Origin of the sequence: Pseudomonas sp. R43(2017) (assembly GCF_002112345.1) — a bacterium.
In the GTDB taxonomy this organism is placed as follows: domain Bacteria; phylum Pseudomonadota; class Gammaproteobacteria; order Pseudomonadales; family Pseudomonadaceae; genus Aquipseudomonas; species Aquipseudomonas kribbensis.
In genome coordinates, this window is sequence record NZ_NEHJ01000001.1 from 325,690 (window position 1) to 349,386 (window position 23,697).

Consider the following 23,697-nt stretch of genomic DNA (forward strand, 5'->3'; position numbering starts at 1 on the left):
ATATCGCAGCCTGCAACCTGATTCATTGCGAGATACCGTTTTCGTAATAGACCTTGAGATTCTCGGCAATCTGCCGCACGACCTTGTTGAACGCCTTGCCCAGCAGTTTTTCCATCAGCCTGCCACCGCGCAGGCTGTAGTGCATCTGGGTGGTCATGCGGCTGAATTCACCTTCGCGCTGCAAGGCATAACTGAAACTGGCTTCGCGAAACGGGAAGGGCGCGCCGGCGCTGGCCTTGTGCAGCACCAGGACAAAGCCGACGCCGTCCTGCCATTGCACCACGCTTTCATCCAGCCATTGACCGCCCTTGCGAAACACCCGGCGACTGGCGCCAAGCCCTTCGATGGGCCCGGGGTGCAGCTGGCAACCGGTGAGCCCGGGCACATAATGGGGCGCCAGGCGCAGATCCCGCAGCTTGGCCCAGGCGGCGGGCGGAGACAGTTCGAGCAGAACGCTGTGGCAGGCAGTTGCCGGCATGCTGGATTTCCTTTTGATCAGGTTCAATGGGACTGGGCAGCGTCGAGAAACGCCGGGCGTTCGCCACCACCATGCACGGCGATGTCCGCGCCGCTGACATAACGTGCCAGAGGGGAGGCGAGGTACAGGCAGGTGTCGCCGATGTCTTCCGGTGCCGCCAGGCGTTGCAGCGGAATGGTTGCGGCAACACGGGCAACGCCGGCCTGATCGCCGTAATGCAGGGCGGCTTGTTCGGTGAGGATCAACCCGGCCGTAACCGCGTTGACCCGCACTTTCGGTGCCCATTCCACGGCCAGCGAGCGGGTCAGATTCAACAGTCCGGCCTTGGCCGCACCATAAGCTGCCGTGCCCGGGGACGGACGAACCGCGCTGACGCTACAGATATTGATGATTGCACCGCCGTCGGCCTGCGCCTGCATCACCCGATTGGCCTGCTGACAGAGATTCAGCGGGGCCAACAGGTTCAGGCGAATGATCGCTTCGCTGAAACGCGGCGAGGCGCTGGCGGCGTCGGCATTCGGCGAGCCGCCGGCATTGTTGACCAGCACGTCGAGCCGGCCAAAGCGCTCGACGATGGTGTCGATCAACTGCCCGGACTGCTCGACATCGCGCAGATCGCACGGCAGGAACACTGCCTCGCGTCCTGCGCCAAAAGGCAATGACTCCGGCGCCTCACGCCCGCAGATCACCACCTCGGCACCGCCGTCGAGAAACCGCTGAGTGATGCCCCGGCCAGCCCCTTTGCCGCCCCCGGTGACCAGCACCACTTTGCCGCGAAAATCCAGCGCATCCAGCATGCAAAAGCCTCGTTCAGTCAAAGATCAGTGCCCTCGATGCTAGGGGCGCGGGGCCCGGTGGCCAACGTCCGAAAAGACTAGGACGGCTAGTCCTGTCGGACGATGTTGGGGGGCTGACCAGCGGAAATAATCCGGCCACAACAATAGCCGGGAGCACACCTTATGAGCGCAATGGCGCAAGGGCACTTCGTTACGCTGCCGCAGGGGTTGCGGCTGCATTATCTGGATATCGGCGGGGAGGGCACCGGCAGCGCCGAGACGGTGGTGTTCATTCACGGCAGCGGGCCCGGTGCCAGCGGCCACAGCAATTTCAAGCAGAACTACCCGCTGTTCGTCACCGCCGGTTATCGCGTGATCGTGCCGGACCTGCCGGGTTATGGCGCGTCCGACAAACCGGACACCCTCTACACCCTGGACTTTTTCGTCACCGCCCTGAGCGGACTGCTCGATGCCCTGGATATCCAGCGCTGCATCCTGGTGGGTAATTCCCTGGGCGGCGCCATCGCCATCAAACTGGCCCTGGACCAGCCGCAGCGGGTCAGCCGACTGGTGCTGATGGCGCCGGGCGGGTTGATGGACAAGGAGCAGTATTACCTGCAGATGGAAGGCATCCAGAAAATGGGCGCCGCGTTTGCCCGAGGTGAGCTGCACGACGCCGACGGCATGCGCCGCTTGCTGACCCTGCAATTGTTCGACGAGTCGTTGATCAGCGCCGAGACCGTCAACGAACGGGTCGCGGTGGTACGCGAGCAACCGGTCTGCGTGCTGTCGACCATGCAAGTGCCGAACATGACCGAGCGCCTGAAGGAATTGCAGTGCCCGATCCTCGGGTTCTGGGGCATGGACGACAAGTTCTGCCCGGTGTCGGGTGCGCAAACGATGATGCAGCTCTGCCAGAACATCCGGTTTGTGCTGCTCAGCGAATGCGGGCATTGGGTGATGGTCGAGTACCGCGAGCTGTTCAATCGCGAGTGTCTGTTCTTCTTTCAGGAAGGCCAGCGATGAGCGCGCAATTGCGTCGCCAGTTCGGCGAAGAGTTGTATCAGGCGCTGCTTGCGGGCAACACCGTGGCCCCGCTGACCGAGCGCTGGCCGTCGATCAGCATCGAAGACGCCTACCACGTTTCCCTCTATTGCATCGAACGCCGGGTCGCGGCCGGTGACCAAATCGTCGGCAAGAAGATCGGCGTGACCTCGGCGGCGGTCCAGCGAATGCTCAACGTGCATCAGCCGGATTTTGGTTTCATCACCCGGCAGATGTCGTTCGGCAATGACGCGAACATCTCCCTGTCGGCCAACCGGCTGATCCAGCCCCGTGCCGAAGGCGAGATCGCGTTCCGGCTCAGGCACGACCTGATCGGCCCCGGTGTGACCGAGGCCGACGTGCTGGCGGCAACCGAGTACGTGACGCCGTGCTTCGAAATCGTCGACTCGCGGATCCACGACTGGCGCATCCGCATTCAGGACACCGTCGCCGACAACGCCTCTTGCGGTGTGTTCGTGCTGGGTGACGTACAAGCCGATCCGCGAGCGCTGGACCTGCCGAATCTGCACATGCGCGTATTCAAGAACGACGAACCGCTGAGCGAAGGACTGGGCTCGGCCGTGCAGGGCAACCCGTTGACGGCGGTCGCCTGGCTGGCCAACACCCTGGGTGCCTTCGGTATTCCGTTCAAGGCTGGAGAGCTGATTCTCTCAGGCTCCCTTGTACCGCTTGAGCCTGCCCGTGCGGGCGACCGTTTTTCTCTGACCATCGATGGCCTGGGCGCTGCCCGGGTGTCTTTCTGCGCCTGACCCGTGGGGTTTAACCGGATGAACAAGAAACTCAGAGCGGCCATTATCGGCCCGGGAAACATTGGCACTGACCTGCTGATGAAAATGTGTCGATCGGAATGGATCGAGCCGGTGTGGATGGTCGGCGTCGACCCCGAATCCGAGGGCCTCAAACGCGCCCGCGAACTGGGGGTGAAAACCACCGCCGAAGGTGTCGACGGATTGCTGCCCCATGTGCTCGACGATGACATTCGCATCGCTTTCGATGCGACCTCGGCCTACGTCCACGAGCAGAACAGCCGCAAGCTCAACGAGCTGGGGGTGATCATGATCGACCTGACGCCGGCGGCCATCGGCCCGTTCTGCGTGCCGCCGGTCAACCTCAAGGAACACGCGGCGTCGCTGGCGATGAACGTGAACATGGTCACCTGCGGTGGGCAGGCAACCATTCCGATGGTGGCGGCGGTGTCGCGGGTGCAATCGGTGAGTTACGGCGAGATTGTCGCCACGGTTTCGTCCGGCTCGGTCGGCCCGGGCACCCGGCAGAACATCGACGAGTTCACCCGCACCACAGCCGGCGCGGTGGAGAAGATCGGCGGCGCCCGTCGCGGCAAGGCGATCATCGTCATCAACCCGGCCGAGCCGCCGCTGATGATGCGCGACACCATCCATTGCCTGACGGACGACGAGCCGGATCAGCAGCGGATTCGCGCCTCGGTGCTGCAGATGGTCGAGGAAGTGCAGCGTTATGTGCCGGGTTACAAGCTGATCAACGGCCCGGTGTTCGATGGCCGCAAGGTCTCGATTTTCATCGAGGTGGAAGGCCTCGGGGATTTCCTGCCCAAGTCCGCCGGCAACCTCGACATCATGACCGCCGCCGGCCTGCGCACCGCCGAAATGTTCGCCGAAGAAGCCCACAAGGGCGCCCTGCAACTGCCCGCCCGTTAAGTGGAGAATGACCATGAATCTGCAAGGTAAACGCGTTCGTCTTCACGACATGAGCCTGCGCGACGGCATGCACGCCAAACAGCATCAGATCAGCCTGGACCAGATGATCGCCGTGGCCACCGGCCTCGATGCGGCCGGCGTGCCGCTGATCGAAATCACCCATGGCGACGGCCTCGGCGGTGCGTCGCTGAACTACGGGATGCCGGCCCACAGCGACGAGGAATACTTCTCGGCGGTGATTCCACGGCTGCGCCAGGCGAAGGTCTCGGCGTTGTTGTTGCCCGGTATCGGCACCCTTGATCACCTGCGCATGGCCCATGAGCACGGTGTGTCGACCATCCGCGTCGCCACCCACTGCACCGAGGCTGACGTTTCCGGCCAGCACATCGGCATGTCGGCAAAAATGGGCCTCGACACCGTCGGCTTCCTGATGATGGCCCACATGGTCAGCGCGGAAAAACTGCTGGAACAGGCGCGGTTGATGGAGAGTTATGGCGCCAATTGCATTTACTGCACCGATTCGGCGGGCTACATGCTTCCGGACGAGGTCAGTGAGAAAATCGGCGTACTGCGCGCCGGCCTGAACGCGTCGACCGAAGTAGGCTTTCACGGCCACCACAACCTGGGCATGTCGATTGCCAACTCCCTGGCCGCCATCGAAGCGGGCGCCGCGCGTATCGACGGCTCGGCGGCGGGGCTGGGCGCGGGCGCGGGTAACACGCCGCTGGAAGTGTTCGTTGCGGTGCTGGAGCGGATGGGTGTTGAAAGCGGCGTCAATCTGTACGGGATCATGGACGTGGCCGAAGACCTGATCGTGCCGATGATGGATCAGCCGATCCGTCTCGACCGCGATGCCCTGACGCTGGGATACGCCGGGGTCTACAGCTCGTTCCTGCTGTTTGCCAAACGGGCCGAGAAAAAGTACCTGGTGGCCGCCCGCGAACTGCTGGTGGAGTTGGGACGGCGCGGCACCGTTGGCGGTCAGGAAGACATGATCGAGGACCTGGCGCTGACCCTGTCCCGGGCGCGGGGCTTCCTGCCGACCTGATCCTCGACAGACAACAAAAAGCACCGGTGCTGCTTGCAGGCCGGTGCTTTTTTATTGGGAGCTGGTTTACGGGAGCAGATTGCGTACCAGAGGCGGGTAGCAGTTCACCGCCGTGCCCGAACAACCCAGAAGCGCGGCGCTCGGTCGATAGGCTTCGTTTCTGAACAACTGACACAGGCTGACGGAACTGCCGACGCAGACGATCAGCAGCAGGGCGCAGGTGGAATTTCGCATGGCGGGCCTCATACGGATTTTTATTGTTGTAGAGGCAAGGTAAGGCGGCGGGAGATCTTCGGCTTCGTCTGAATGGACTAGTTGTGAACAGAAGCCATCGCCCGGGCGGGCGATGGCGTGGGAGGCGTGTCAGCCGAGGGTCGCCACGCTGCGCAGGATCAGGCGCACGAGCATGGTCTGGCGAGTCACGCCGGTCTTGGAGAAGGTCGAACGCAGGTGGGCGCGCGCGGTGTTGCGGCTGATGCCCAGTTCTTCCGAGGCTTCATCGAGGGTCAACCCGTTGGCCAGCAACATGGCGAGCTGGGTTTCGGCCGGGGTGAAGTCGAACAGGGCGCGGACGATTTCCTGGGGCGCGGTGGACTGTTGCTCCGGGTCGCTGATGAAGATCACCACCGTCGGGCACTGTTTGCCTTCGCTCCACTCCGACAGCGGCACCGAACGCACGATGATGCCCAGATCGGCGCGCCCGGACGGCCGCTGTACGCGCAGCGCTTCAACCATCGACGGGTTGCTGCTTCTCTGCGAGAGCAGCGACTGCTTCACCAAGCGGCGAAACTCTTGCGTGTCGCGGTCCGTACCGACCTGCAGGCCATCGTTGACCAGTTTGATGCCGTCCTTTTCCTGGATCAGCCGGTCAGCGACCTGGTTGGTCTGCAGCACTTTGCCGGCTTCGTCGAGGATGATCGTGCCGACTGCCATCTGATTCACCGCACCGGCGTAGAGGTTGCGTTCGACCTCGATGCGGTTGAGCTGCATGTGAACCTTGATCGAGCGTTCGAGGTGCGGAATGAAATGCGCGAGCAGGGTTTTCTCTTCATCGCCGAAAGGCTTGTCGTCCCGGCCGCGGCTGATGCGGATCCGGCACTGGGCGCCGTCGCAGGTGTTGATGTCGGCGCCGAGGATATGGAACACGTCCACCGCTTCGAGGAAGTTCTTGTAGAACTCGGATTTCTGCCAGTCATCGCTGGAGACGAATTCGGCGAGGGTCACCACCTGACGGTTGGGCAGGCCGACGAAGGGGTCGAGGGTGAAGAAGTGCGTGTTGTACGAAGCGACCGCTTCGGTCGAGGTGCCGGTGGTGTTGACCATCAGTCCGTCCACGTGGGTGCTGGGCGGCCGCAGGATGAAGGTCACGTATTTGCTTTCAAGATGAACGTTGAGCTGGTTGAGAAAGGTCGCCCAGGGAATGGTTTCCAGCGGCCCCTGATACAGGTTGCCGATGAGATCGCTGAACGTGTCGAGGCTGAGGCTCTGCTGCATGGGGAACCCGTTCTTATTATTAGTGGTTTGCGGTGCCCGAGAATAAGCGCCTGTATCGACCACTTGCAACGCCCGGGCACGAGGCCTGACCGGCGGCGGCCGGTCAGGCGCAGGATCGCGAAAACCCTGTCATCAGGCGGGTTCGCGGGCCCGCACGATGAACTCTTTGTGCTCCTTCACCTCCGCCGAAAGCAGCGCGACGTCGGTGTAGAACTGCTCGTACCAGCGGCGCAATTGATAGACCGGGCCGTCGCCATCGCACAGCAGCGGGTTGTCGACGCGGGTCTTGCTGTGCCAGATCGACACGTCTTCGTAAAAGGCTGCCTGGGCCTGTTGCACATAGGCCTTGGCCATCGCCTGATTCTGTTCTTCGCTCAAGCCCTGGATTTTCTTCACCAGCACGCCGTAACGCAGGGTGAAGCTGTCGAGGTCGATCGGCACGTGGCAGTTGAGCAGGATCGAATGGATCGGCTGGCCGTTCATGGCACCGGTCATTTCGGTGATCTGGTAGGCCGGCCCGTAATAGGTGGCCACGGTGCTCAACGCGCTGTCGCCGGACAGCCGCTCGCTGCGGGCGCTCATGATCTGGGTTGCAAGGTGGCCTTCGAACACGTTGCTGAAGGCCTCGACCGGGGCGCCGTGCACCGTGCCGAAGTGCGCCATGTCGGCGACGTTGTCGATCAGTTCGCGGCAGTTGGTGTCGATCTGCAATTCGGCGACTTCCCACTCGGCCCATTCGTTGCTGAAGCAGGCGTCGATGCGCGGGATGCGTTGCTCGGGCAGCGGCGGGTTGCCTTCAGGGTCGTTCCACACGAACAGCAGATGGTTTTCTTCCATCAGCGGCCAGCTCTTGAGCTTGGCCCGAGGCGGAATGCGCTTGGCGTAAGGAATGTCATCGCACACGCCATCGGCGCCCCAGCGCCAGGCATGGAAAGGGCAGCGAATCGAATTGCCTTCGACGCAACCGGTGCTGAGGTCGGCGCCCATGTGCGGGCAATAACCGTCGAGGATGTGCAACTCGCCGTCCTCGCCCTGAAACGCCACCAGCCGGGTGCCGAACACGTCCAGGCGGTGGGCCTTGCCGTCGCGGTAGGGGGCGGCCAGGCCCAGGCAGTGCCAGCCACGTGCGTAGCGGTCTTCCAGCAGTTTGGCTTCGATACGGTGCAGGGTACTCATCTTGTTATTCTCCCAGGTTCACGGGTTTGAGCTTGCTGGAGATTCTGCCGCCCCTGTAGAAGCGGGCATCGTCTGAATGGACGATGGCCGGCCGAGCGGCGCCCGCTCTACTGACGCCATTGGACTTTTTGTCGGGAGCAGGCAATGAATCAGCAGTCAGGGCCGGTCGCGGTCATCACCGGTGCCGCCAGCGGCATCGGCCGGGGGCTGGCCGAACATGCGGCCAGGTTGGGCATGCGTTTGGTGTTGGCCGATCTCGATGGGTTGCGGCTGGAAGCACTTAGCGAAGAACTGCGAAGCGGCGGAACGCAGGTGGTTGCCTGCGTCACCAACGTCGGCGATCTGGAACAGGTGGAGCACTTGCGCGATGTTGCCCTCGACCGGTTTGGCGGGGTCGATCTGTTGTTCAACAACGCCGGCGTGATGCAGACCGGCTACAGCTGGGAAATCACTGCGCAGCAATGGCAACGGATGCTCGACGTCAATCTCTGCGGGGTCATCAACGGCATTCGCTGTTTTGTGCCGTTGTTCCTGCGTCAGGGGCGCGCGGCCCATGTGATCAACACCGCGTCGCTGGCCGGTCTGCTCAGCAGCCCGTTGATGGCGCCTTACAACGTGACCAAGCAGGCTGTGGTCGCACTGTCGGAAACCCTGCATTACGAACTGAGCATGCTCGGTGCACCCATCTCGGTTTCGGTGGTGTGCCCGGGGCCGGTGGCCAGTGAAATCATGGCTTCCAATCAAGTGGTCGACGGCGCCGGTTCGTCCTTCAGCCAAATGCTCGACAGCAGCATCCGCCAGGGCATGACGCCTGCGGAACTGGCAGAGCAGGTGTTCGCCGCCATCGCCGAAAAGCGCTTCTGGGTCTTTCCCCATAAAGGCTTCAAAGTGGCGCTGCAGCAACGGGTGCAGAGCATCCTCGAAGAGTCCAACCCACAATTCAACATGTCCGATGTAGAGGAAGATGCCCATGCCGCTCGATAAACAGATCGCGCTGATTCTCCAGCAATTCAGCGACCTGCCGGCACCCGATTACAGCCAGCTCGATGCGGCGCACTACCGGCAGTTCTGCGACAACATGCAGCCGGCGATTCCCGGCGTGCCAATGGCCGAGGTACGCAACTTGCGGGTCGAGGGGGCGATTGGCGAACTGGATGCGCGTCTGTATCGGCCGTCGGAAGAAAGCAATCTGCCGTTACTGGTGTATTTCCATGGCGGTGGTTTTGTCGTCGGCAACCTCGACACCCACGACAACCTGTGCCGCTCGCTGGCTCACCTGACCGACGCCTTGGTGGTGTCGGTGGCTTATCGCCTGGCGCCGGAGCACCCGTTCCCGGCAGCACCGCTGGACTGTTACCGGGCGACCTGCTGGCTGGTGGAGCACGCGGCGCAACTGGGCGTCGATGGCAGCCGGCTAGCGGTGGCGGGGGACAGCGCCGGGGGCAATCTGGCACTGGCAGTCAGTCAGTTGGCGGTGCAACGGCAGGGGCCGAAGATCCGCTATCAATGCCTGTTTTATCCGGTCACCGACGCCGGTTGCGACAGCCATTCCTATCGGGATTTTGCCGATGGTTTCTTCCTCACCGGCGCCATGATGCACTGGTTCTGGCAGCAGTATTTGCAGGAAGACGGGCAGGGCGAGGACCCGCTGGCCTCGCCATTGCGCGCCGGGAGCGTGGCGCATTTGCCGCCAACGACCCTGATCACCGCCGAATTCGATCCTCTGCGTGACGAAGGCGAGGCGTTCGCCGAGCGTCTGCGTCAAGCCGAAGTACCGGTGCGGGTGCAGCGCTGTGAAGGGATGATTCACGGCTTCATCAGCATGGCGCCGTTTGTCGAAGGCGCCGCCCAGGTGTTGTCCGAAGCTGCTGCCGACCTGCGCGAGGCGCTGCAATGAGTCTGGCGTTCGACAGCGTGCCGCAACTGCTCGAAGCCATCGCGGCGGGGCAGATGGTGGTCATCACCGATGACGAGAACAATGCCGAAGGTTCACTGCTGATGGCCGCCGAACGGGCCGGGGCCGAAGCAGTGACGTTCATGGCGGTGCAGGCGCGCGGTTTGATCTGCCTGGCACTGACCGAGCAGCGCTGCCGCGAGCTGGGGCTGGACCTGATGGTGCCCCATTCGCGGGCGCAGCATGGCGTGGGGTTTACCCGCTCGATCGAGGCCGCTACCGGCGTATCCACGGGGATCAGCGCCGCCGACCGGGCGCGCTCGATCCAGGTGGCGGTGGACCCGGCCAGCGGCCCGGCGGATCTGGTGCAACCGGGGCATATCTTTCCGGTGCAGGCCTTGCCCGGTGGCGTGATGCAGCGGGCCGGGCATGTCGAGGCGGCGTGTGACCTGACCCGCCTCGCAGGCCTGCAACCGGCGGCGACGCTGGTGGGGATTCTCGACGATGACGGTGAACTGGCCCGTGGCGAGCAGTTGCACGAATTCGCCCGCCGCCATGGCCTGCGCATCGGCAGCATTGCCGAGCTGATTCACTACCGCATCCTTCACGAAGGCACCATCGAGCGTGGAGAGGCTTATCCCTTGCTCACTCGCCACGGCGAATTCCAGGTGACGGCGTATCAGGACACTTATCAAGGCGCGCTGCATCTGGCGCTGGTCAAGGGCCGGATCGAAAGCACTCAACCGGTACTGGTGCGGGTGCAAAGCATCGAAACCCTGCGCGACGCCCTGGGCTGCGAAAGCGAGAGCGGGCCGCAGCAATGGACCCTTGAACGTTCGCTGGCGAGTATCGCGGCGGCCGGCAACGGCGTGCTGGTGTTGTTGGCGCAGAAGGAAACCGCTGACGGTGTGCTCGAGCAATTGCGTCAGCGCAGCGGCGGCAAATCCCGCCCGCCGCATTTTCCGCACCGTACATTGGGCATCGGCGCGCAGATCCTGCGGGATCAGAATGTGCGCAAGATGCGTTTGATGAGTTCGCCGGTGCCTTACAAAGCGGTGTCGGGGTTTGATCTCGAAGTCACCGAGTTCGTGCCGTTTCAACCCGTTGTCTGAAACTGTTCAACCCCTGCGGGTGATTGCCTGCAGGGGTTGTGTCGTTTCAAGGCTGGATGCTTTTGAGCATTTTCTTCGCCTGATCCTGCACCGCCGGTGGCGCGCTCATATTGCCGGCGATCACCGTAATCACTGCATGCCCTTGCCACAGCTGATACGCATCGGCCTGCTGCTGAATAGCCGTAGGTTTTGGCGGTGCGACCAGGTTGACGTGAACCGTACCGTCGGCGCCGCGCTGTGAGGTGAAGTTCACCCGGTCCCAATTGCCGATCGGCGCAAAACTCACGCCTTTGACTTGATTGGCAGGCAGCGCCGGGTAGTTGAGGTTCAGCCCGTTGGCGCCCGGCAGCCCGAGCACATTCAGTTTGCAACTGTGCTTGGCGCAGCTCTGATGGGCCTGCTCGATGACCTTCACTGCAAATTTCGCGGTGTCGTCCATGGCGCCCAGGGTCTTGCGGTAACCGGCCTGCTGGTCGCGCATGATCAGGTCCATGTCGATGGCCGTCGACACCGCCACCGCCGGAACGCCTTTGAACATGGCCCGGACAGCGGCGTTGAGAGTGCCGGACATCTGCGTCAGCGGGCCGACGTTCTCACCGAAGTTGATGCCGGACACCACCAGATCCGGCGGCGTGTCCTTGAGCAACACGTCCAGCCCGACGTTGACCGCATCCACCGGCGTGCCGATGGCCGAAGTCTTGCCGGCCGGCGGCGTGTAGCCCTCGGGCGGGCCGACGCAGAATCTGCCGGGCGCAAGCTCGGTCACCGCCAGGGCCTGACCAGGCACCACGACGCTGGCAGCGCTGATGCCGCTGCTGTCGTTCAACGGACCGACCAGCGTCACGTTGTGGCCGGCTGCGGTCAGTGCGCGATACATCGCGTCAATGCCGGGGGCGCGACAGCCGTCGTCGTTGGTCAGCAAAATGTTCAGGGCATTGGCCTGCATCGACAAACCGAGGCCGGCCACGGCAAGGGCCGCAGTGAGTAATCTGTTCATGGGCAGTTTCCATCAAGGTGCAAATTGAGAAAAAAACAACGCCCCGACCGAATGAATCGGTCGGGGCGTCGCGGGTTCAGCGGGTGCCGAGTTTGCGCAGGTTGCCAGGGGTGAATTCGTCTTCGGAGAAGGCGGTGGCATTGAGCTTGGCGGGTTTCTGATCGACCAGCAGACGGTCAACCAGATAGGAGCCGGCAATCAGGTCATGGTAGATGCCGAGGCGTGCGTGATAGCGCTGGATGTCGTAGGCGTAGACCGAGGTCTGCATGTTGGTGCGCCACAACTGGCCACGGGCGTCGTAGTTGTCGGCCATGGTTGCGGACCAGGTGTCTTCATCCAGATACAACACACGCTTGGCGTAGACGTGGCGGGCGCCTTCCTTGAGCGTGGCCTGCAACACCCAGACCCGGTGTTTCTCGTAGCGCATGTACTGCGGATCGACGTGGCCGGTGGTCGACAGGATCTGATCCGCCGTCACGCTCGGGTCGTCGATCTTGTAATTGTGGTACGGAATGTAGAGTTCCTTTTTGCCGACGATGGTCCAGTTGTAGCGGTCCGGCGCGCCGTTGAACAAACGGTCTTCGTCGTACACCCGGAAGCCGCCGGCGCCGGTCGGCGAGTCATAGCCGACTGTGGGCGCACGACGAACGCGGCGCTGGCCGGGGCTGTATTGCCAGGCCTGACGCGGCGAGGCGGTCGGGTTGATGAATTCGTGACCGACGACGATTTCGCCTTTCTTGCGCACCGGTTCCAGGGTGGTGATCAGGAAGTTGGTCAGGATGCCATTGGCGCTGTCCAGGTTCTTGTCCGGGCTGGACCAGATCGAGAAGATCTTGTAGTTGACCTCTTCCAGCACTTTTTCCTTGTTGGCGTACACCACCGCCTGGCCGTAGTTGGCCTCTTCGGTGTTGGCCCGGCCCTGCAGGGTGTGGTTGAACATCAACTCGCTGCCGTTCTTCGGAATCGGAAACGGCGAGGCGCCCCAGGCGTTCTTGGTGTCGTTGTTGTCGTTGTCGAGTTCGGCGGTCACCGCGTTTTTCTTGATCAGGTCTTCCAGCCGCTGATCGGCGCGGAAGTCGCGATGGCTCGGGTACACCGGGATCTTGAAGGTGTCCGGGTAGCGCTTGAGCAGCGCTTTTTCGCCGTCGGAGAGGTTCTCGGCGTACTTGTCCATGTTCTTCGAATCGATGATGAACAGCGGTTTCTCCGCCGCGTACGGGTCCGGGTATGGCGTTCCCGGCCCGGCAAACTTCAGGCCCGGCGGCAGACCGCGCCACTTGCCGCTCCAGGCCGGGATGCTGCCGTCGGCGTTGCCGGCCTTTTCGGCGCCCATCGGGGTCAGGTCCTGGCCCAGTCGCGCGGCCTCTTCGGGGCTGACCTTGGCGTAGGCCAGGCCACTGCCGAGCAGGCCTACGGTCAGCGCCGTGCTCAATAACGTTTGGGTGAATCGAGACATGCTGTGCTCCTCCGACAGGGGAATCAGAACCGGTATTTGAAGTTGAGGGCGACGTTGTCGCGGTCGGCCAACGGGCTGTTGTTGGCGTTGCCCAGATAGGCGTTGTAACGGGCTTCGACGGTGAAGTTGCCGAGGTAGCGCCACGAGCTGCCGATACTCGCGCGGTCGTCGCCTTCGCCCTGGTTGATCGAGCCGACAATCGAGCTGTCGCCGTGGGCGGCGGTGCTGTAGGTGATCGGCACGGACATGTCCCAGCCGCTGAACACGTCGTTGTAATCGAAGCTGACCTGCGCGGTGTAACCCCAGGCTTCGCGGTCGTAGACCAGGCTGTCGGTGCCCGGCAACGTGAAGCCCGGCGCCAGGGTCACGGGTTGCGACTTGTCGTTGCTGATGACGGTGTTGTAGACGACCTCGCCGGTCAGGGTGGTGTTGTCGGCAAAGGAGGTCGGGCCGAGCACGTAGATCATCGACGACTGCGCTTGCATGGTTTTGCCGCGTACGGCGCTGGAGAAGCCGTTGTTGACCATCACCGGCGCGCCGTCGCGGTAGCTGACTTCGCCGGCCCAGCTGACATCGCCGATTACCGTGGAGAAACTGGCGCCGAACAGGTCGATGTTGTCGAAGTACACCGCACGGTAGCGCCCCAGCTCGGACTGGAAGTCCAGCGACGGTGTCTTGTCGTGATAGCGCGAGTAGTAAATGCCGAACTCGGTGTTGTTCAGCGACTCGGCGGCGTAGGTGAAGGCCACACCGTACTGGCCCTGATTGCTCGGTTTGTCGTTGGCCAGACGCGTCACGAAACCGCTGGCGTCGTTGTAGCCGCCCTCGTCGATGTAGTCGGTGGTGGAGAAGTAGCTGCCAACCCCGAACAACTGGGTCTTTTCCCATTTGTACTGGTAGTAGGCCTGGATATCGAGGCTGTCGGTGAGGCTGAACTGGGTGAACAGTTGCCCGACCGGCAGGAGGATCTCCTTGACCTCGACCCCCGGCGTGGTCGACTTGGTCGCGTCAACCGGGCTCTGCGCCGCCGAGATGCCGGGGTAGAACAGGCTTTCACCCCAGCTCACCACCTGATTACCCAGTCGCGCATTGAGGTTGTGCCCGCCCAGATCCCAAGTGCCGTAGGCGTAGTAATCGAGCATGCGCAATTCGTTGCGGTGCTGGTCGATGGTGTCCTGGGAAAAACGGTCCGGCCGGCTGCAATGGCCGCCGGCAAAGCAGTTCGAGGTGCCGGTGTTGTTGTCGTTGTCCTGATCGTAGACGTTGTCGTAGAACCCCGTGGCCCGCACGAACACGCCGTAGTCGTCCTGCCATTTGATGTTGGCTTCGGTGAGGAAGCCGGCGCGGTTGTTGATCAGGCTGCCTTTGGCAAACGCATTGTCGCCGTCGTTGGCATCGGCGTTGGCCGTCAGTTTGTGATCGCGACCCTCGGTCCGCCAGGCGAGGCTGTAGGTCAGTGTGGTGTCCCAGTCGACGCTCAGATCTTCGCTCGGCTGGAAGGTCATCGCGCTGGCCTGGCTGCCCAGTCCACCGGCCAGCAACAGCACGGCCAGTTGTACGCGAGGGTGAAGCGATTGTGGGGCGATTATTGTTTTTATCATGTCGTCCTCATGCCCAGGTCAGACCTGCCCGACCTGCATTTCAGGGGGGAGTGGTGCCGTGGGCGACTATGCGGTCACCGATCTGACGCAACATCGTCCAAGCGGACTAAGCGATTTGCACGGGGCGATTTGCACAGGGGCAGGACGAACATTCCTTAGTCCCATCGGACGATGACCACCCGGCATACGCGCCCAACAATCCCGAGACCGACTGCGCCGGACGAAGATCCGGCCGGCGGTTTTTGCCTTGAAGGCGCTGAGCAAGGGTGATCGCATGAAAGCTGCCGAGATCAAATGGGATGAATGCTGCGATGTGCTGGTGGTGGGTTCCGGAGCAGGCGGGATGACCGCGGCGCTGCGCGCTCACGACCTGGGACTGAACGTGTTGCTGATCGAAAAGAGCAACGAGTACGGCGGCACCTCGGCGGTGTCCGGCGGCGGGATCTGGATTCCCGGCAACCACCGGATCGCGGCCCTGGGTGGTAGTGACAGCGCCGCCGAAGCGATTGCCTATATCCGCGCGGTGACCCACGGCGAGATCGACGACGGGCGCATCGAAGCCTACGTCGAGCACGGCAAGGCAATGGTCGAATACCTCGAACAGAAGACCCGTGTGCGCTTCGAGGCCCAGGCGAGCTACGCCGATTACTACCCGGAAGTCGAAGGCGGCAAACCGGGTTATCGCTCCATGGACCCGCAACCGTTCGACGCCGCCGAGCTGGGTGAAGAATTCCTGCGCATGCGTGCGCCATCCCCCGGCACATTGATGATGGGGCGCATGGCGATGACCATGAAAGAGGCGCAGGTGCTGCTGTGCCGTGGCCCCGGCTGGTTGCGCCTGACGCTGAAGGTCATGTGGCGTTACTGGCGCGACCGCGAGGGGCGGCGGCTGTCGAAGCGCGATCGCTACCTGACCCTGGGCAATGCCCTGATCGGTGCCTTGCGCTGTTCGTTACAGGATCGCGGCAAATCGCTGTGGCTGAACTGCGGGCTGGAAGAACTGCTGATTGTCGGCGACCGGGTCGGCGGTGTGCGGGTCTGTCGCGACGGTTTGCGCTTGAACGTCAAGGCGCGCTACGGCGTGATCATTGCCGCCGGTGGTTTCGAACGGAATCAGGCGATGCGCACGCAGTATCTGCCGCAACCGTCAAAGACCGACTGGAGCGCCACGCCGCCGCACAACACCGGTGACGGCATTCGTGCAGGGCAGGCCATCGGCGCCCGCACGGCGCTGATGGAACACAGCTGGTGGGCGCCGACCACCCATGTTCGCGGTGAGGAAAAACAACGGGCGATGTTCGTCGAGCGGACATTGCCCGGTTGCGTATTGGTCAACTCGGCGGGCGAGCGCTTCGTCAACGAGGCCGCGCCCTACACCGATATCGTCGAGGCGATGTACGCCAGCAACCGCGAAGGCGCCGAGAGCGTGCCGTGCTGGATGGTGTTCGACGCCGAGTTCCGCCGCAAATACCCTTGCGGCGCGTTGTTGCCGGGGTATGCCCAGCGCGACTGGCAACTGCCCGAACATCTGCGCGATTACTTTTTCAAGGCGCCGGATCTGCAGACCCTGGCGGAGAAAATCGGCGTCGATGCAGCCGGGCTGCTGCGCACGGTGCAGCGTTTCAACGGTATGGCGGTGCGCGGGTATGACGAAGACTTCCACAAGGGTGAGTCGCTGTTCGACCGCTATTACGGCGATCCCCATGTAACGCCCAATCCGTGCCTGGCGCCGTTGTTCAAGGGGCCGTTCTACGCCGTGCGCATCGATGCCGGCGACATCGGCACCAAGGGCGGCTTGCTCACCGACGTTCACGCCCGGGTCTTGCACGAGGATGGCCAGCCAATCAAAGGCTTGTACGCCATTGGCAACAGTGCTGCGTCGATGATGGGCCGTACCTATCCGGGGGCCGGTTCCACCATCGGCCCGGCGATGACCTTCGGTTACCTGGCAGCCAATCACATCAAACGCCAGAGCCAGAAGAGCGGGGCAGTGGTCAGTCAGTTCGGGAGCGTCAAATGAATCGGCAAGTGGCAGTGGTGACCGGCGCCAGTCGCGGCGTCGGTCAAGGTATCGCCCTGGCGCTGGGGGCGGCGGGCATGCGGGTTTACGTCACCGGGCGTGCGCCGGAAGCTGCAGGTGCGCATCTGTATGGACAGGCATTGCCCAGTTCGCTGCACGACACGGCTGCCGCGATTACAGCGGCGGGCGGAGAGGGCGTTGCGGTGGTCTGCGATCATGCCGACGATGGGCAGGTGACGGCGCTGTTTGCTCAGGTCGAACTTGAATGCGGGCGGCTGGATTTGCTGGTGAACAATGCCGCGTTCATCCATGACCAATTGATCGAACCGGGGCCGTTCTGGGAGAAACCGCTGGACCTGGTGCGCATCCTCGACGTCGGCCTGCGCTCGGCGTACATCGCCAGTTATCACGCCGCGCCGCTGTTGTTGAACAGCGCACAAGGGCTGATCTGCTTTACCTCGTCCTTTGGCGGCGGTTGCTACATGCACGGCCCGGCGTACGGTGCGCAGAAGGCCGGTTGCGACAAACTGGCGGCAGACATGGCCATTGATTTCGAGGGCCGTGGCGTGGCGGCGTTATCGCTGTGGCTCGGGCCGCAATTGACCGAGCGCACGCGGATTGCCGGCGAACAGCATGGCGAGCAGTACAAGGCTTTTCTGGCGCACGCCGAAACCCCGCAATTCAATGGCCGGGTGATTCATGCGTTGCTCAATGATCCGCAGTTGATGGCGCTCTCGGGGCAGACGCTGATCACTGCCGAAATCGCTGCCGGTTACGGCATCAGCGAAGACGGCGGCCGTCAGCCACCGTCCCATCGCGCCCTGCTGGGCGACCCGCGTCAGCAGCATCCGGCCCGGGTGATCTGAAGGTCATTCCCCCAGTGGGTTTCCACTGGGGGACAGCCGTCAGCTCAACGCCCACTCCCGCAACACATTCTTGGTCACTTTCCCCGCCGCGTTCAGCGGCATGCTCTCCAGCACCTGCACCCGGCGCGGCACCTTGTAGTTGGCCATCTGCTCACGGCACCAGGCGAGGAACCGGGCCTGCTCGATCTCGACACCCGGTGCCGGCAGCAGGAAGGCCATCGCTACTTCGCCCAGACGTTCATCCGGAATGCCGATCACCGCGACTTGCGCTACACCGGGATAGCTCAGCAGGCAATGTTCGATTTCCGCCGGGTAAACGTTGAAACCGCCGGTGATGAACATATCCTTGAGGCGGTCGGTGATGCGCAGATAACCCTGTTCGTCGAGCACGCCGATATCGCCGGTGTGCAACCAACCGTCGGCATCGAGCACTTCCTGACTGGCCTGCGGATCATTGAAATAACCTTGCATCAGGTTATAGCCGCGCACCTGGATTTCGCCGGGAACGTTCACCGGCTGGCTGCGACCGTTGACGCCGACGCAACGCACCTCCACCCCCGGCATGGCCCGGCCGCTGGTGGATGCGAGCAGTTCCAGCGAATCTCCCGGCCGGCAAATCGTTGCGAAACCGCAGGTTTCGGTCAGGCCATATGCAGTGACGATGGTGGCGAAACCCAGCTCATCGCGCATGCGGCGGATCATTTCCACCGGAATCGTCGCCGCCCCGGTGACTGCAATGCGCAGGGAAGTCAGGTCGTATGCATCGCGCTGCGGGTGGGCGAGCAAGGATTGATAGAGGGTCGGCGGGCCGGGCAGCACGGTAATTCGCTCGCGCTGCACGCATTCGAGCACGGCTTGCACGTCAAAGACCTGCTGCGGCACGATGGTGCAGCCGCGCATCAGCGCCGCCAGCCAGCCGGCCTTGTATCCGAAGGAATGGAAGAACGGATTGACGATCAGGTAGCGATCGCCCTCGCGCAAACCGACTACTTCACTCCAGTCCCGCACCACCCGCAGGGTTTGCCCGTGATTGCTCATCACGCCTTTGGGCTTGCCGGTGGTGCCCGAGGTGAACAGCAGGTCGGACAGGTCTTGCGGGCCGAGTGCCTGTTCGCGTGTTTGCAGGGTTTCGGGTGATACATCGCTGGCCTGGGCCAGGAACGCGTCCCAGCCATCGCTGCGCAAAGTGACGATCTGGCGCAGCGCCGGCAGGTCCTCGGCGGCGAGCATGCGCGGATAGTCGGCACCGAGGAATTCGCCAATGGCAAACAGCACGCAGGCGCCACTCTGGCGCAGTATGAAACCGGCCTCGCTGCCCTTCATGCGCGTATTGAGCGGCACCAGCGCGGCGCCGACGCTTTGCAGCGCAGCGGCGGCGACAATCCATTCCCAGATGTTCGGTGCCCAGATCGCCACGCGGTCGCCGGGTTGAACGTTCAACGCCAACAGCGACCGGGCAGCCTGGCTGCGCAGTTGATCGAGTTGCCGGTAGCTGATCGAGCGCCCGTCATCCTCGATGGCCGGGCGGTCGCCATAGTTACGGGCAGCGTTGGCGAACAGTTGGACGATGGTCAGTGCGTTTTCGACAGGCAGCATGGGGCCTCCTCGGCCAGAGGACAGGTGCGGAAGAAAGGGGTGTGCCGGGCAGGCGCCCGGCAAGGAAAATCAGGCGGCGGGCGGGGCGAAGCGGCGGCCGGCGGAGAAACCGCCGTCCACGGCGATCATCTGGCCGCTGACAAAGGACGCTTCGTCCGAGGCCAGGAACAGCGCGACGTTGGCCACTTCTTCCGGCTGCCCGGAGCGATTGAGCATGTGTTGCGAGGCGAAGAAGGCGTGAAAGGCTTCATGCTCGCGGACCATGCTGGTCATCGGGGTTTCGATCAGCCCGGGGCACAGACCGTTGACGCGAATATTGGCGTAACCGAAGTCGATCGCCATCGAGCGGGTCAACTGGTTGATGCCGCCCTTGGACACGTTGTACGCAACGTTGCCGTCGCAACCCTGCAAGCCAAAGATCGAGCCGATGTTGATGATCGAGCCGCTGCGCCGGGGTTCCATCGAGGCCAGCGCATACTTGCTGGTGAGCATGGTGCCGGTCAGGTTGATGTCCAGCACCCGCTGCCAGTTGGCGGTGCTGGTCTGGGTGACGCTGCCCTGGTCGGCGACGCCGGCCGCGTTGACCAGTACATCGATGTGGCCAAAATGGTTAACGACTTCCTGCATGACCTGTTGCACCTGTGCTTCATCGCGCACATCCAGGGTCATGAACAGGCCCGGAAAATCCGCCGGGGCGTTGCCGATGTCCAGGCCGACAACCTGCGCGCCTTCGGCGGCAAAGCGCCGCACGCAGGCCAGGCCGATCCCCGATGCGCCGCCGGTAACCACCGCGACCTTGTTTTGCAAACGAGCCATAACTGCACCTCTTTTATTGTTTTTGGGCCAATGGGCTGGCCGAGTCTAACTGCAGATCGCGTCCGGGAGATCGTCCGTTGAGACTATTGTCGACGGGCGCTCAATCCGGGAACTTCAAGCGCACCCGTGCACCAGTTGGGCGACTTTGGCAGGCCAGGGTCCAGCCTTCGGCCTGCTCTCTGGGGCTGAGCACGTCGTTTCGGGCCATATGGGTTTCGCCTTCCTCGACCACGCACATGCAGGCACCGCAAAAACCTTCTTCGCAGGAGGAAGGCACATCGAGGCCGGCGGCCTTGCAGCTTTGCAGCAAGGTGTCGCCGGGCTGGCAGGCAATTTCGTGTTGCTGACCATCGAGCACGATCACCAGCGATTCGCAGCGCGAGCCGAGGGAGGCTTGCCGGGCGGCGGCTTCTTCCGCCAGCAATTCGTCGGGATCGGGCGGCGAGACGAAGCGCTCGACATGGATGCGTTCAGCGGCCTCACCGAGTTCCAGCAAAGTCCGCTCAACGGTGTCCATGAACGGCCCCGGGCCGCAGATGAAGTAATCACCGCCGGTAGAACCCTTCAGCAAATGGCGCACCTGGGCGGCGGTCAGGAAGCCTTGCACCGAATCGAGCGCGTGCACTACTTGCAGTTGTTCCGGATGGGCCTGGGCCAGTTGGCGCAGCTCATCCTTGAAAATCACCGACGCTTCATCGCGATTGGCGTAGATCAATTTGATTGGCCGCCGGCTGCGTTGCAGCGTCGATTTGAGAATGGAAAATACCGGGGTGATGCCCGATCCACCGCCGAACAGAACCAAAGGTTTGTCGTCATCCGGCTGATGCTCATCGAGGCAGAAATACCCGGCCGGCGGTAGCACGTCCAGCCAGTCACCGACCTGCACTTCGTTCATCCGGTTCGACACCCGACCACCTTCGACCCGTTTCACCGTGACCTTGGGGCGCTCGTCGGTCAGCGGCGAACTGGCCATGGAATAGCAGCGGGTCAGCAGCTTGCCGGCACAAGGCACGCGAAACGTCAGGAACTGCCCCGGTTTGTAGGCAAAGCGCTCACGCAGGTCTGGCGGGATGTCCAGCACCAGCGAGCGGGCATCGGCGGTTTCATCAATCACCGCGCACACTTGCAATGAATAGCTGGTTGCCGTGGCCTGGGCCGGTGTCAGGTTCTGTTGTTGCGTGCCCATGTTCACCTCGGCCTCAGAGCCCGCTGATCAGTTGGGCGTTGTCGACGCGGATCTCGGCGCCGTTGACGAAACGCGACTCGTCGGTGGCAAGGAACAGCACCACATTGGCAATGTCGGCCGGCGCGCACATGCGGTTCATCGGGTCCTGATCGAGGTCTTGCTGGTTGATCGCCACGCCACCGGTGAGGGCCTGGGTCATCGGCGTGTTGACGCCGTCCGGGTGCACGCTGTTGCAGCGAATGCGGTAGCCCTGCTGCTTGCAGTGCAGGGCAATCGAGCGGGTCATCGCCGCCACCGCGCCCTTGGACGCCGAATAGGCGCAGAACATCGGCATCGCGCCCAGCGCCGCCACCGACGACATGTTGATGATCGAACCGCCGCCGGTTTCCTTCATCGCCTGAATCGCGTACTTGCAGCCGAGGAAGTAGCCGTCACCGTTGATTTTCTGCACCTTCTGCCACAGCTCCAGCGTGGTGTCTTCGATGCTGCCCAACGCCAGGATCGCGGCATTGTTGACCAGCACGTCGAGGCGGCCGAAGTGTTCCAGGGTGGTCTTGATCACGTTCTGCCAGTCGCTTTCGCTGGCGATGTCGTGACGGATGAACAGCGCGTTGCTGCCGATTTGCGCGGCCACTTCGCGGCCGGCGCTGTCGTTGAGATCGGTCAGCACCACCTTGGCGCCTTCGCGGGCCAGCAGCAGGGCGTCTTCGCGACCGATGCCGCTGGCGGCGCCGGTGATGATGCAGACTTTGCCTTCTACACGTTGCATTGTTGTTCTCCTGAGCGTGTGGTTTGAGCAGCAAGTTGTTCGGCCACGTGGGCGGCGGCGCGCCGGCCGGAATAAATGCAATCGGCCAGGGACAGGCCCGAGACATACAGATTTGAAGCGACCCCGACCGCGTTGCGCCCGGCGCTGTACAGGCCGGCAATCGGCTGGTCGGCGTGGTTCAGCACCTGACCGCTGGTTTCGCAGACTTTCAGCCCGCCGAGGGTGATGACGGGGCAGGGGAAGAGGCGGCTGGCGAAGGACAGGTCGAGGGCGTACCACGGGCCCTGATCCATGTCGGCGAGCATCGCTTGCGATTTGCCGAACGGATCGACGATGTCTCCGCGAGCGGCACGGCTGTAGGTGTTCACCGTGCGTTGCAGGTTGTCGGGCGGTAGTCCGCAACGCTTGGCCAGATCCACCAGACAGCGGCTGCGTCTGGCGTTGAACAGCAGATTGAGCAGCACCGGCAAGCGCTGGAAGGCCCAGACTTTGCCCGGGCCGACCTGGCGCAGCGCTTCGCGTACCAGCGCCCGGTCGAGAATCAGGATGGCGCGACCGTCCTGCTCTTCCACCATTGAATGGCCAAGGGTCGCGCCGTAGATTTCTTCGTTGGCGTAACGCTCGCCACGGGCATTGACGATCAGGCCCCGGGCCCAGGCCAGCGGCGGGTTGATGAAACGCCAGGCGCTGACTTTATCCATCCGCGCCACGCGGCCGCCGGCGCTCTGGCCCAGAGCGATGCCGCTGCCGTTGCACCCGGTAGTGCCCAGCGGCAGACCGGGCAGATAGCGCGGCGCATGCTGACGCACCCATTCACGGTTGAAGATGAAGCCGCCGCTGCTCAGCAGCACGGCGTGGTCGGCGCGAATCAACTGGCGCTCGGCACTGGCGATCTCAATGCGCCGCAAGCGAGCGCGTAACCGATCGGCCACTGCCGGCGCGTACATGTGAATCGCCGTCGCCCAGCGTGACAGCCGGGCATGTTGACGCGCAGCACGACTGTCGGTTGGCAGGTGCCAGGCTTCGACGCCGACCACGCGGTCATTGGCATCAATTACCAGACGCCGGACTTCGCACTGGCTGCGCAGGCGTACGCCGAGGCGCAAGGCGCTGGCTTTCAACGGGGCAAACAGACTAGCGCCCGAGAGTCCGGGGCCTTTGGTGCGATGGCCGCGTGGTGCCGCTTTGGCGATTGCGGCGTAGGCCGGGACGGCTTCGTTGCCGGAGTAGTAAAGGTAGAACTGGTCGCTCGGATAGGACGTCTTGTGCGGCGGCACGCTGGATTCGAATGCCACGCCCTGGCGTTCGAGCCAGGCCAGTTGCTCGCAACTGCCTTCGCAGAAGTCGCGCAGGGTCTGCGGGCTCACGGCCTCGCCGACTTCCTGACGCAGGTAGTTGAACATCGCGTCGCGGCTGTCGTCGTAGCCAGCCTGGCGCTGATACGGCGTGCCGCCCCCGGCATACACCACGCCACCGCTGATGGCCGTGGCACCGCCGCCGGCGAAGCGGTCCAGTGCCAACACCGACAGCCCGCGACTGGCAGCTTCAATCGCCGCGCAGGCGCCGGCACCGCCGAACCCGACCACCAGCAAATCGCAGCGATCATCCCAATCCAACTGCTCGGCGCTGTTCACGCGCAATGGCGACAACTGTTGTTGAGCGTCCATGGTC

Annotated in this window: 22 protein-coding genes; 9 read left to right on the forward strand and 13 right to left on the reverse strand. The window is 63.2% G+C overall.

Translation table 11 applies throughout. The features are described from left to right. Window positions 1-22: 22 nt before the first annotated feature. Together CAG02_RS01395 and CAG02_RS01400 are read right to left on the reverse strand one after the other, a co-directional pair. Entirely contained in the window at window positions 23-478 is a 456-nt protein-coding gene (locus tag CAG02_RS01395; protein WP_085709929.1) for an SRPBCC family protein, read from the reverse strand. Between the two features lie 23 nt (window positions 479-501). Continuing rightward, window positions 502-1,275, reverse strand: coding sequence for an SDR family oxidoreductase (locus tag CAG02_RS01400; protein WP_085709928.1), 774 nt, complete (start codon window positions 1,273-1,275; stop codon window positions 502-504). 162 nt (window positions 1,276-1,437) lie between these two features. Between CAG02_RS01400 and CAG02_RS01405 the strand changes: the two genes are divergently transcribed. Genes CAG02_RS01405 through dmpG form a run of 4 tightly spaced genes read left to right on the forward strand, consistent with a single transcriptional unit; the run spans window position 1,438 to window position 5,043 of the window. Further along, the gene (locus CAG02_RS01405; RefSeq protein WP_085709927.1) at window positions 1,438-2,280 is read left to right on the forward strand and encodes an alpha/beta fold hydrolase; all 843 of its coding nucleotides are present in this window, start codon (window positions 1,438-1,440) and stop codon (window positions 2,278-2,280) included. Continuing rightward, window positions 2,277-3,068, forward strand: a complete 792-nt coding sequence (locus CAG02_RS01410) for a fumarylacetoacetate hydrolase family protein (RefSeq protein ID WP_085709926.1) — start codon at window positions 2,277-2,279, stop codon at window positions 3,066-3,068. Before CAG02_RS01405 ends, CAG02_RS01410 begins: the two co-directional genes overlap by 4 nt. Window positions 3,069-3,086: 18 nt before the next feature. Beyond that, a complete protein-coding gene (locus CAG02_RS01415) occupies window positions 3,087-3,995 on the forward strand; it encodes an acetaldehyde dehydrogenase (acetylating) (RefSeq protein WP_085709925.1) in 909 nt (302 codons plus the stop codon). A gap of 13 nt (window positions 3,996-4,008) precedes the next feature. After that, the gene (gene dmpG, locus CAG02_RS01420; RefSeq protein WP_085709924.1) at window positions 4,009-5,043 is read left to right on the forward strand and encodes a 4-hydroxy-2-oxovalerate aldolase; all 1,035 of its coding nucleotides are present in this window, start codon (window positions 4,009-4,011) and stop codon (window positions 5,041-5,043) included. 66 nt (window positions 5,044-5,109) lie between these two features. Here the strand turns inward: dmpG and CAG02_RS29745 are convergent, their stop codons facing one another. From CAG02_RS29745 to CAG02_RS01430, 3 genes are all read right to left on the reverse strand, one after another. Beyond that, entirely contained in the window at window positions 5,110-5,277 is a 168-nt protein-coding gene (locus tag CAG02_RS29745; RefSeq protein WP_167748764.1) for a hypothetical protein, read from the reverse strand. Window positions 5,278-5,406: 129 nt separating this feature from the next. After that, a complete protein-coding gene (locus CAG02_RS01425; protein WP_085709923.1) occupies window positions 5,407-6,537 on the reverse strand; it encodes a helix-turn-helix transcriptional regulator in 1,131 nt (376 codons plus the stop codon). 132 nt (window positions 6,538-6,669) lie between these two features. Next, a complete protein-coding gene (locus CAG02_RS01430) occupies window positions 6,670-7,713 on the reverse strand; it encodes a Rieske 2Fe-2S domain-containing protein (RefSeq protein ID WP_085709922.1) in 1,044 nt (347 codons plus the stop codon). A gap of 144 nt (window positions 7,714-7,857) precedes the next feature. Between CAG02_RS01430 and CAG02_RS01435 the strand changes: the two genes are divergently transcribed. From CAG02_RS01435 to ribB, 3 genes are read left to right on the forward strand one after another with little or no spacing between them, the layout of a single operon-like run. Next, window positions 7,858-8,697 carry an SDR family NAD(P)-dependent oxidoreductase gene (locus CAG02_RS01435; protein WP_085709921.1) on the forward strand — a complete coding sequence of 280 codons (840 nt, stop codon included), beginning with the start codon at window positions 7,858-7,860 and terminating at the stop codon, window positions 8,695-8,697. Beyond that, complete coding sequence (locus CAG02_RS01440) at window positions 8,684-9,610, forward strand: alpha/beta hydrolase (RefSeq protein ID WP_085709920.1); 927 nt, start codon at window positions 8,684-8,686, stop codon at window positions 9,608-9,610. The genes CAG02_RS01435 and CAG02_RS01440 overlap by 14 nt, the downstream gene beginning before the upstream one ends. Then, the gene (ribB, locus tag CAG02_RS01445; protein ID WP_085709919.1) at window positions 9,607-10,719 is read left to right on the forward strand and encodes a 3,4-dihydroxy-2-butanone-4-phosphate synthase; all 1,113 of its coding nucleotides are present in this window, start codon (window positions 9,607-9,609) and stop codon (window positions 10,717-10,719) included. The genes CAG02_RS01440 and ribB overlap by 4 nt, the downstream gene beginning before the upstream one ends. Window positions 10,720-10,765: 46 nt before the next feature. Here ribB and surE read toward each other — a convergent pair whose 3' ends face one another. From surE to CAG02_RS01460, 3 genes are all read right to left on the reverse strand, one after another. Next, window positions 10,766-11,716, reverse strand: coding sequence for a 5'/3'-nucleotidase SurE (gene surE / locus CAG02_RS01450; protein ID WP_085709918.1), 951 nt, complete (start codon window positions 11,714-11,716; stop codon window positions 10,766-10,768). 76 nt (window positions 11,717-11,792) lie between these two features. Further along, on the reverse strand, window positions 11,793-13,172 hold the full coding sequence (locus CAG02_RS01455) for a DUF1329 domain-containing protein (protein WP_085709917.1): 1,380 nt from the start codon (window positions 13,170-13,172) through the stop codon (window positions 11,793-11,795). A 23-nt stretch (window positions 13,173-13,195) separates the two neighbouring features. Next, the gene (locus CAG02_RS01460) at window positions 13,196-14,773 is read right to left on the reverse strand and encodes a DUF1302 domain-containing protein (RefSeq protein ID WP_085709916.1); all 1,578 of its coding nucleotides are present in this window, start codon (window positions 14,771-14,773) and stop codon (window positions 13,196-13,198) included. 274 nt (window positions 14,774-15,047) lie between these two features. Between CAG02_RS01460 and CAG02_RS01465 the strand changes: the two genes are divergently transcribed. Both CAG02_RS01465 and CAG02_RS01470 read left to right on the forward strand, forming a co-directional pair. Continuing rightward, window positions 15,048-16,793, forward strand: a complete 1,746-nt coding sequence (locus tag CAG02_RS01465; protein WP_085710180.1) for an FAD-dependent oxidoreductase — start codon at window positions 15,048-15,050, stop codon at window positions 16,791-16,793. Further along, window positions 16,790-17,659 (forward strand): SDR family NAD(P)-dependent oxidoreductase, encoded by an 870-nt coding sequence (locus CAG02_RS01470; protein WP_085709915.1) that lies wholly within the window; start codon window positions 16,790-16,792, stop codon window positions 17,657-17,659. The genes CAG02_RS01465 and CAG02_RS01470 overlap by 4 nt, the downstream gene beginning before the upstream one ends. A 39-nt stretch (window positions 17,660-17,698) precedes the next feature. On the opposite strand, the gene CAG02_RS01475 is transcribed toward CAG02_RS01470, so the two are convergent. The 5 genes from CAG02_RS01475 to CAG02_RS01495 all read right to left on the reverse strand — a co-directional run bounded on the left by CAG02_RS01475 (window position 17,699) and on the right by CAG02_RS01495 (window position 23,693). Further along, a complete protein-coding gene (locus CAG02_RS01475; protein ID WP_085709914.1) occupies window positions 17,699-19,255 on the reverse strand; it encodes a FadD3 family acyl-CoA ligase in 1,557 nt (518 codons plus the stop codon). Between the two features lie 69 nt (window positions 19,256-19,324). Then, window positions 19,325-20,071: an SDR family NAD(P)-dependent oxidoreductase gene (locus tag CAG02_RS01480; RefSeq protein WP_085709913.1), complete on the reverse strand. Its 747-nt coding sequence runs from the start codon at window positions 20,069-20,071 to the stop codon at window positions 19,325-19,327. A 100-nt stretch (window positions 20,072-20,171) separates the two neighbouring features. Continuing rightward, window positions 20,172-21,257: a ferredoxin--NADP reductase gene (locus CAG02_RS01485; RefSeq protein WP_085709912.1), complete on the reverse strand. Its 1,086-nt coding sequence runs from the start codon at window positions 21,255-21,257 to the stop codon at window positions 20,172-20,174. Window positions 21,258-21,270: 13 nt separating this feature from the next. Beyond that, on the reverse strand, window positions 21,271-22,026 hold the full coding sequence (locus CAG02_RS01490) for a glucose 1-dehydrogenase (RefSeq protein ID WP_085709911.1): 756 nt from the start codon (window positions 22,024-22,026) through the stop codon (window positions 21,271-21,273). Continuing rightward, on the reverse strand, window positions 22,014-23,693 hold the full coding sequence (locus tag CAG02_RS01495) for an FAD-binding protein (protein ID WP_085709910.1): 1,680 nt from the start codon (window positions 23,691-23,693) through the stop codon (window positions 22,014-22,016). The genes CAG02_RS01490 and CAG02_RS01495 overlap by 13 nt, the downstream gene beginning before the upstream one ends. Between the last annotated feature and the right edge of the window lie 4 nt (window positions 23,694-23,697).

Coding starts and splice junctions, on each gene's coding strand:
- CAG02_RS01430 (WP_085709922.1), bottom strand. CDS start 7,713: ATGAGTACCCTGCACCGTATCGAAGCCAAACTGCTGGAAGACCGCTAC.
- CAG02_RS01405 (WP_085709927.1), top strand. CDS start 1,438: ATGAGCGCAATGGCGCAAGGGCACTTCGTTACGCTGCCGCAGGGGTTG.
- CAG02_RS01410 (WP_085709926.1), top strand. CDS start 2,277: ATGAGCGCGCAATTGCGTCGCCAGTTCGGCGAAGAGTTGTATCAGGCG.
- CAG02_RS01440 (WP_085709920.1), top strand. CDS start 8,684: ATGCCGCTCGATAAACAGATCGCGCTGATTCTCCAGCAATTCAGCGAC.
- CAG02_RS01495 (WP_085709910.1), bottom strand. CDS start 23,693: ATGGACGCTCAACAACAGTTGTCGCCATTGCGCGTGAACAGCGCCGAG.
- CAG02_RS01485 (WP_085709912.1), bottom strand. CDS start 21,257: ATGGGCACGCAACAACAGAACCTGACACCGGCCCAGGCCACGGCAACC.
- CAG02_RS01395 (WP_085709929.1), bottom strand. CDS start 478: ATGCCGGCAACTGCCTGCCACAGCGTTCTGCTCGAACTGTCTCCGCCC.
- CAG02_RS01475 (WP_085709914.1), bottom strand. CDS start 19,255: ATGCTGCCTGTCGAAAACGCACTGACCATCGTCCAACTGTTCGCCAAC.
- CAG02_RS01435 (WP_085709921.1), top strand. CDS start 7,858: ATGAATCAGCAGTCAGGGCCGGTCGCGGTCATCACCGGTGCCGCCAGC.
- CAG02_RS01470 (WP_085709915.1), top strand. CDS start 16,790: ATGAATCGGCAAGTGGCAGTGGTGACCGGCGCCAGTCGCGGCGTCGGT.
- dmpG (WP_085709924.1), top strand. CDS start 4,009: ATGAATCTGCAAGGTAAACGCGTTCGTCTTCACGACATGAGCCTGCGC.
- CAG02_RS01455 (WP_085709917.1), bottom strand. CDS start 13,172: ATGTCTCGATTCACCCAAACGTTATTGAGCACGGCGCTGACCGTAGGC.
- CAG02_RS01425 (WP_085709923.1), bottom strand. CDS start 6,537: ATGCAGCAGAGCCTCAGCCTCGACACGTTCAGCGATCTCATCGGCAAC.
- CAG02_RS01415 (WP_085709925.1), top strand. CDS start 3,087: ATGAACAAGAAACTCAGAGCGGCCATTATCGGCCCGGGAAACATTGGC.
- CAG02_RS01480 (WP_085709913.1), bottom strand. CDS start 20,071: ATGGCTCGTTTGCAAAACAAGGTCGCGGTGGTTACCGGCGGCGCATCG.
- CAG02_RS01460 (WP_085709916.1), bottom strand. CDS start 14,773: ATGATAAAAACAATAATCGCCCCACAATCGCTTCACCCTCGCGTACAA.
- CAG02_RS01465 (WP_085710180.1), top strand. CDS start 15,048: ATGAAAGCTGCCGAGATCAAATGGGATGAATGCTGCGATGTGCTGGTG.
- CAG02_RS01400 (WP_085709928.1), bottom strand. CDS start 1,275: ATGCTGGATGCGCTGGATTTTCGCGGCAAAGTGGTGCTGGTCACCGGG.
- CAG02_RS01490 (WP_085709911.1), bottom strand. CDS start 22,026: ATGCAACGTGTAGAAGGCAAAGTCTGCATCATCACCGGCGCCGCCAGC.
- ribB (WP_085709919.1), top strand. CDS start 9,607: ATGAGTCTGGCGTTCGACAGCGTGCCGCAACTGCTCGAAGCCATCGCG.
- surE (WP_085709918.1), bottom strand. CDS start 11,716: ATGAACAGATTACTCACTGCGGCCCTTGCCGTGGCCGGCCTCGGTTTG.
- CAG02_RS29745 (WP_167748764.1), bottom strand. CDS start 5,277: ATGCGAAATTCCACCTGCGCCCTGCTGCTGATCGTCTGCGTCGGCAGT.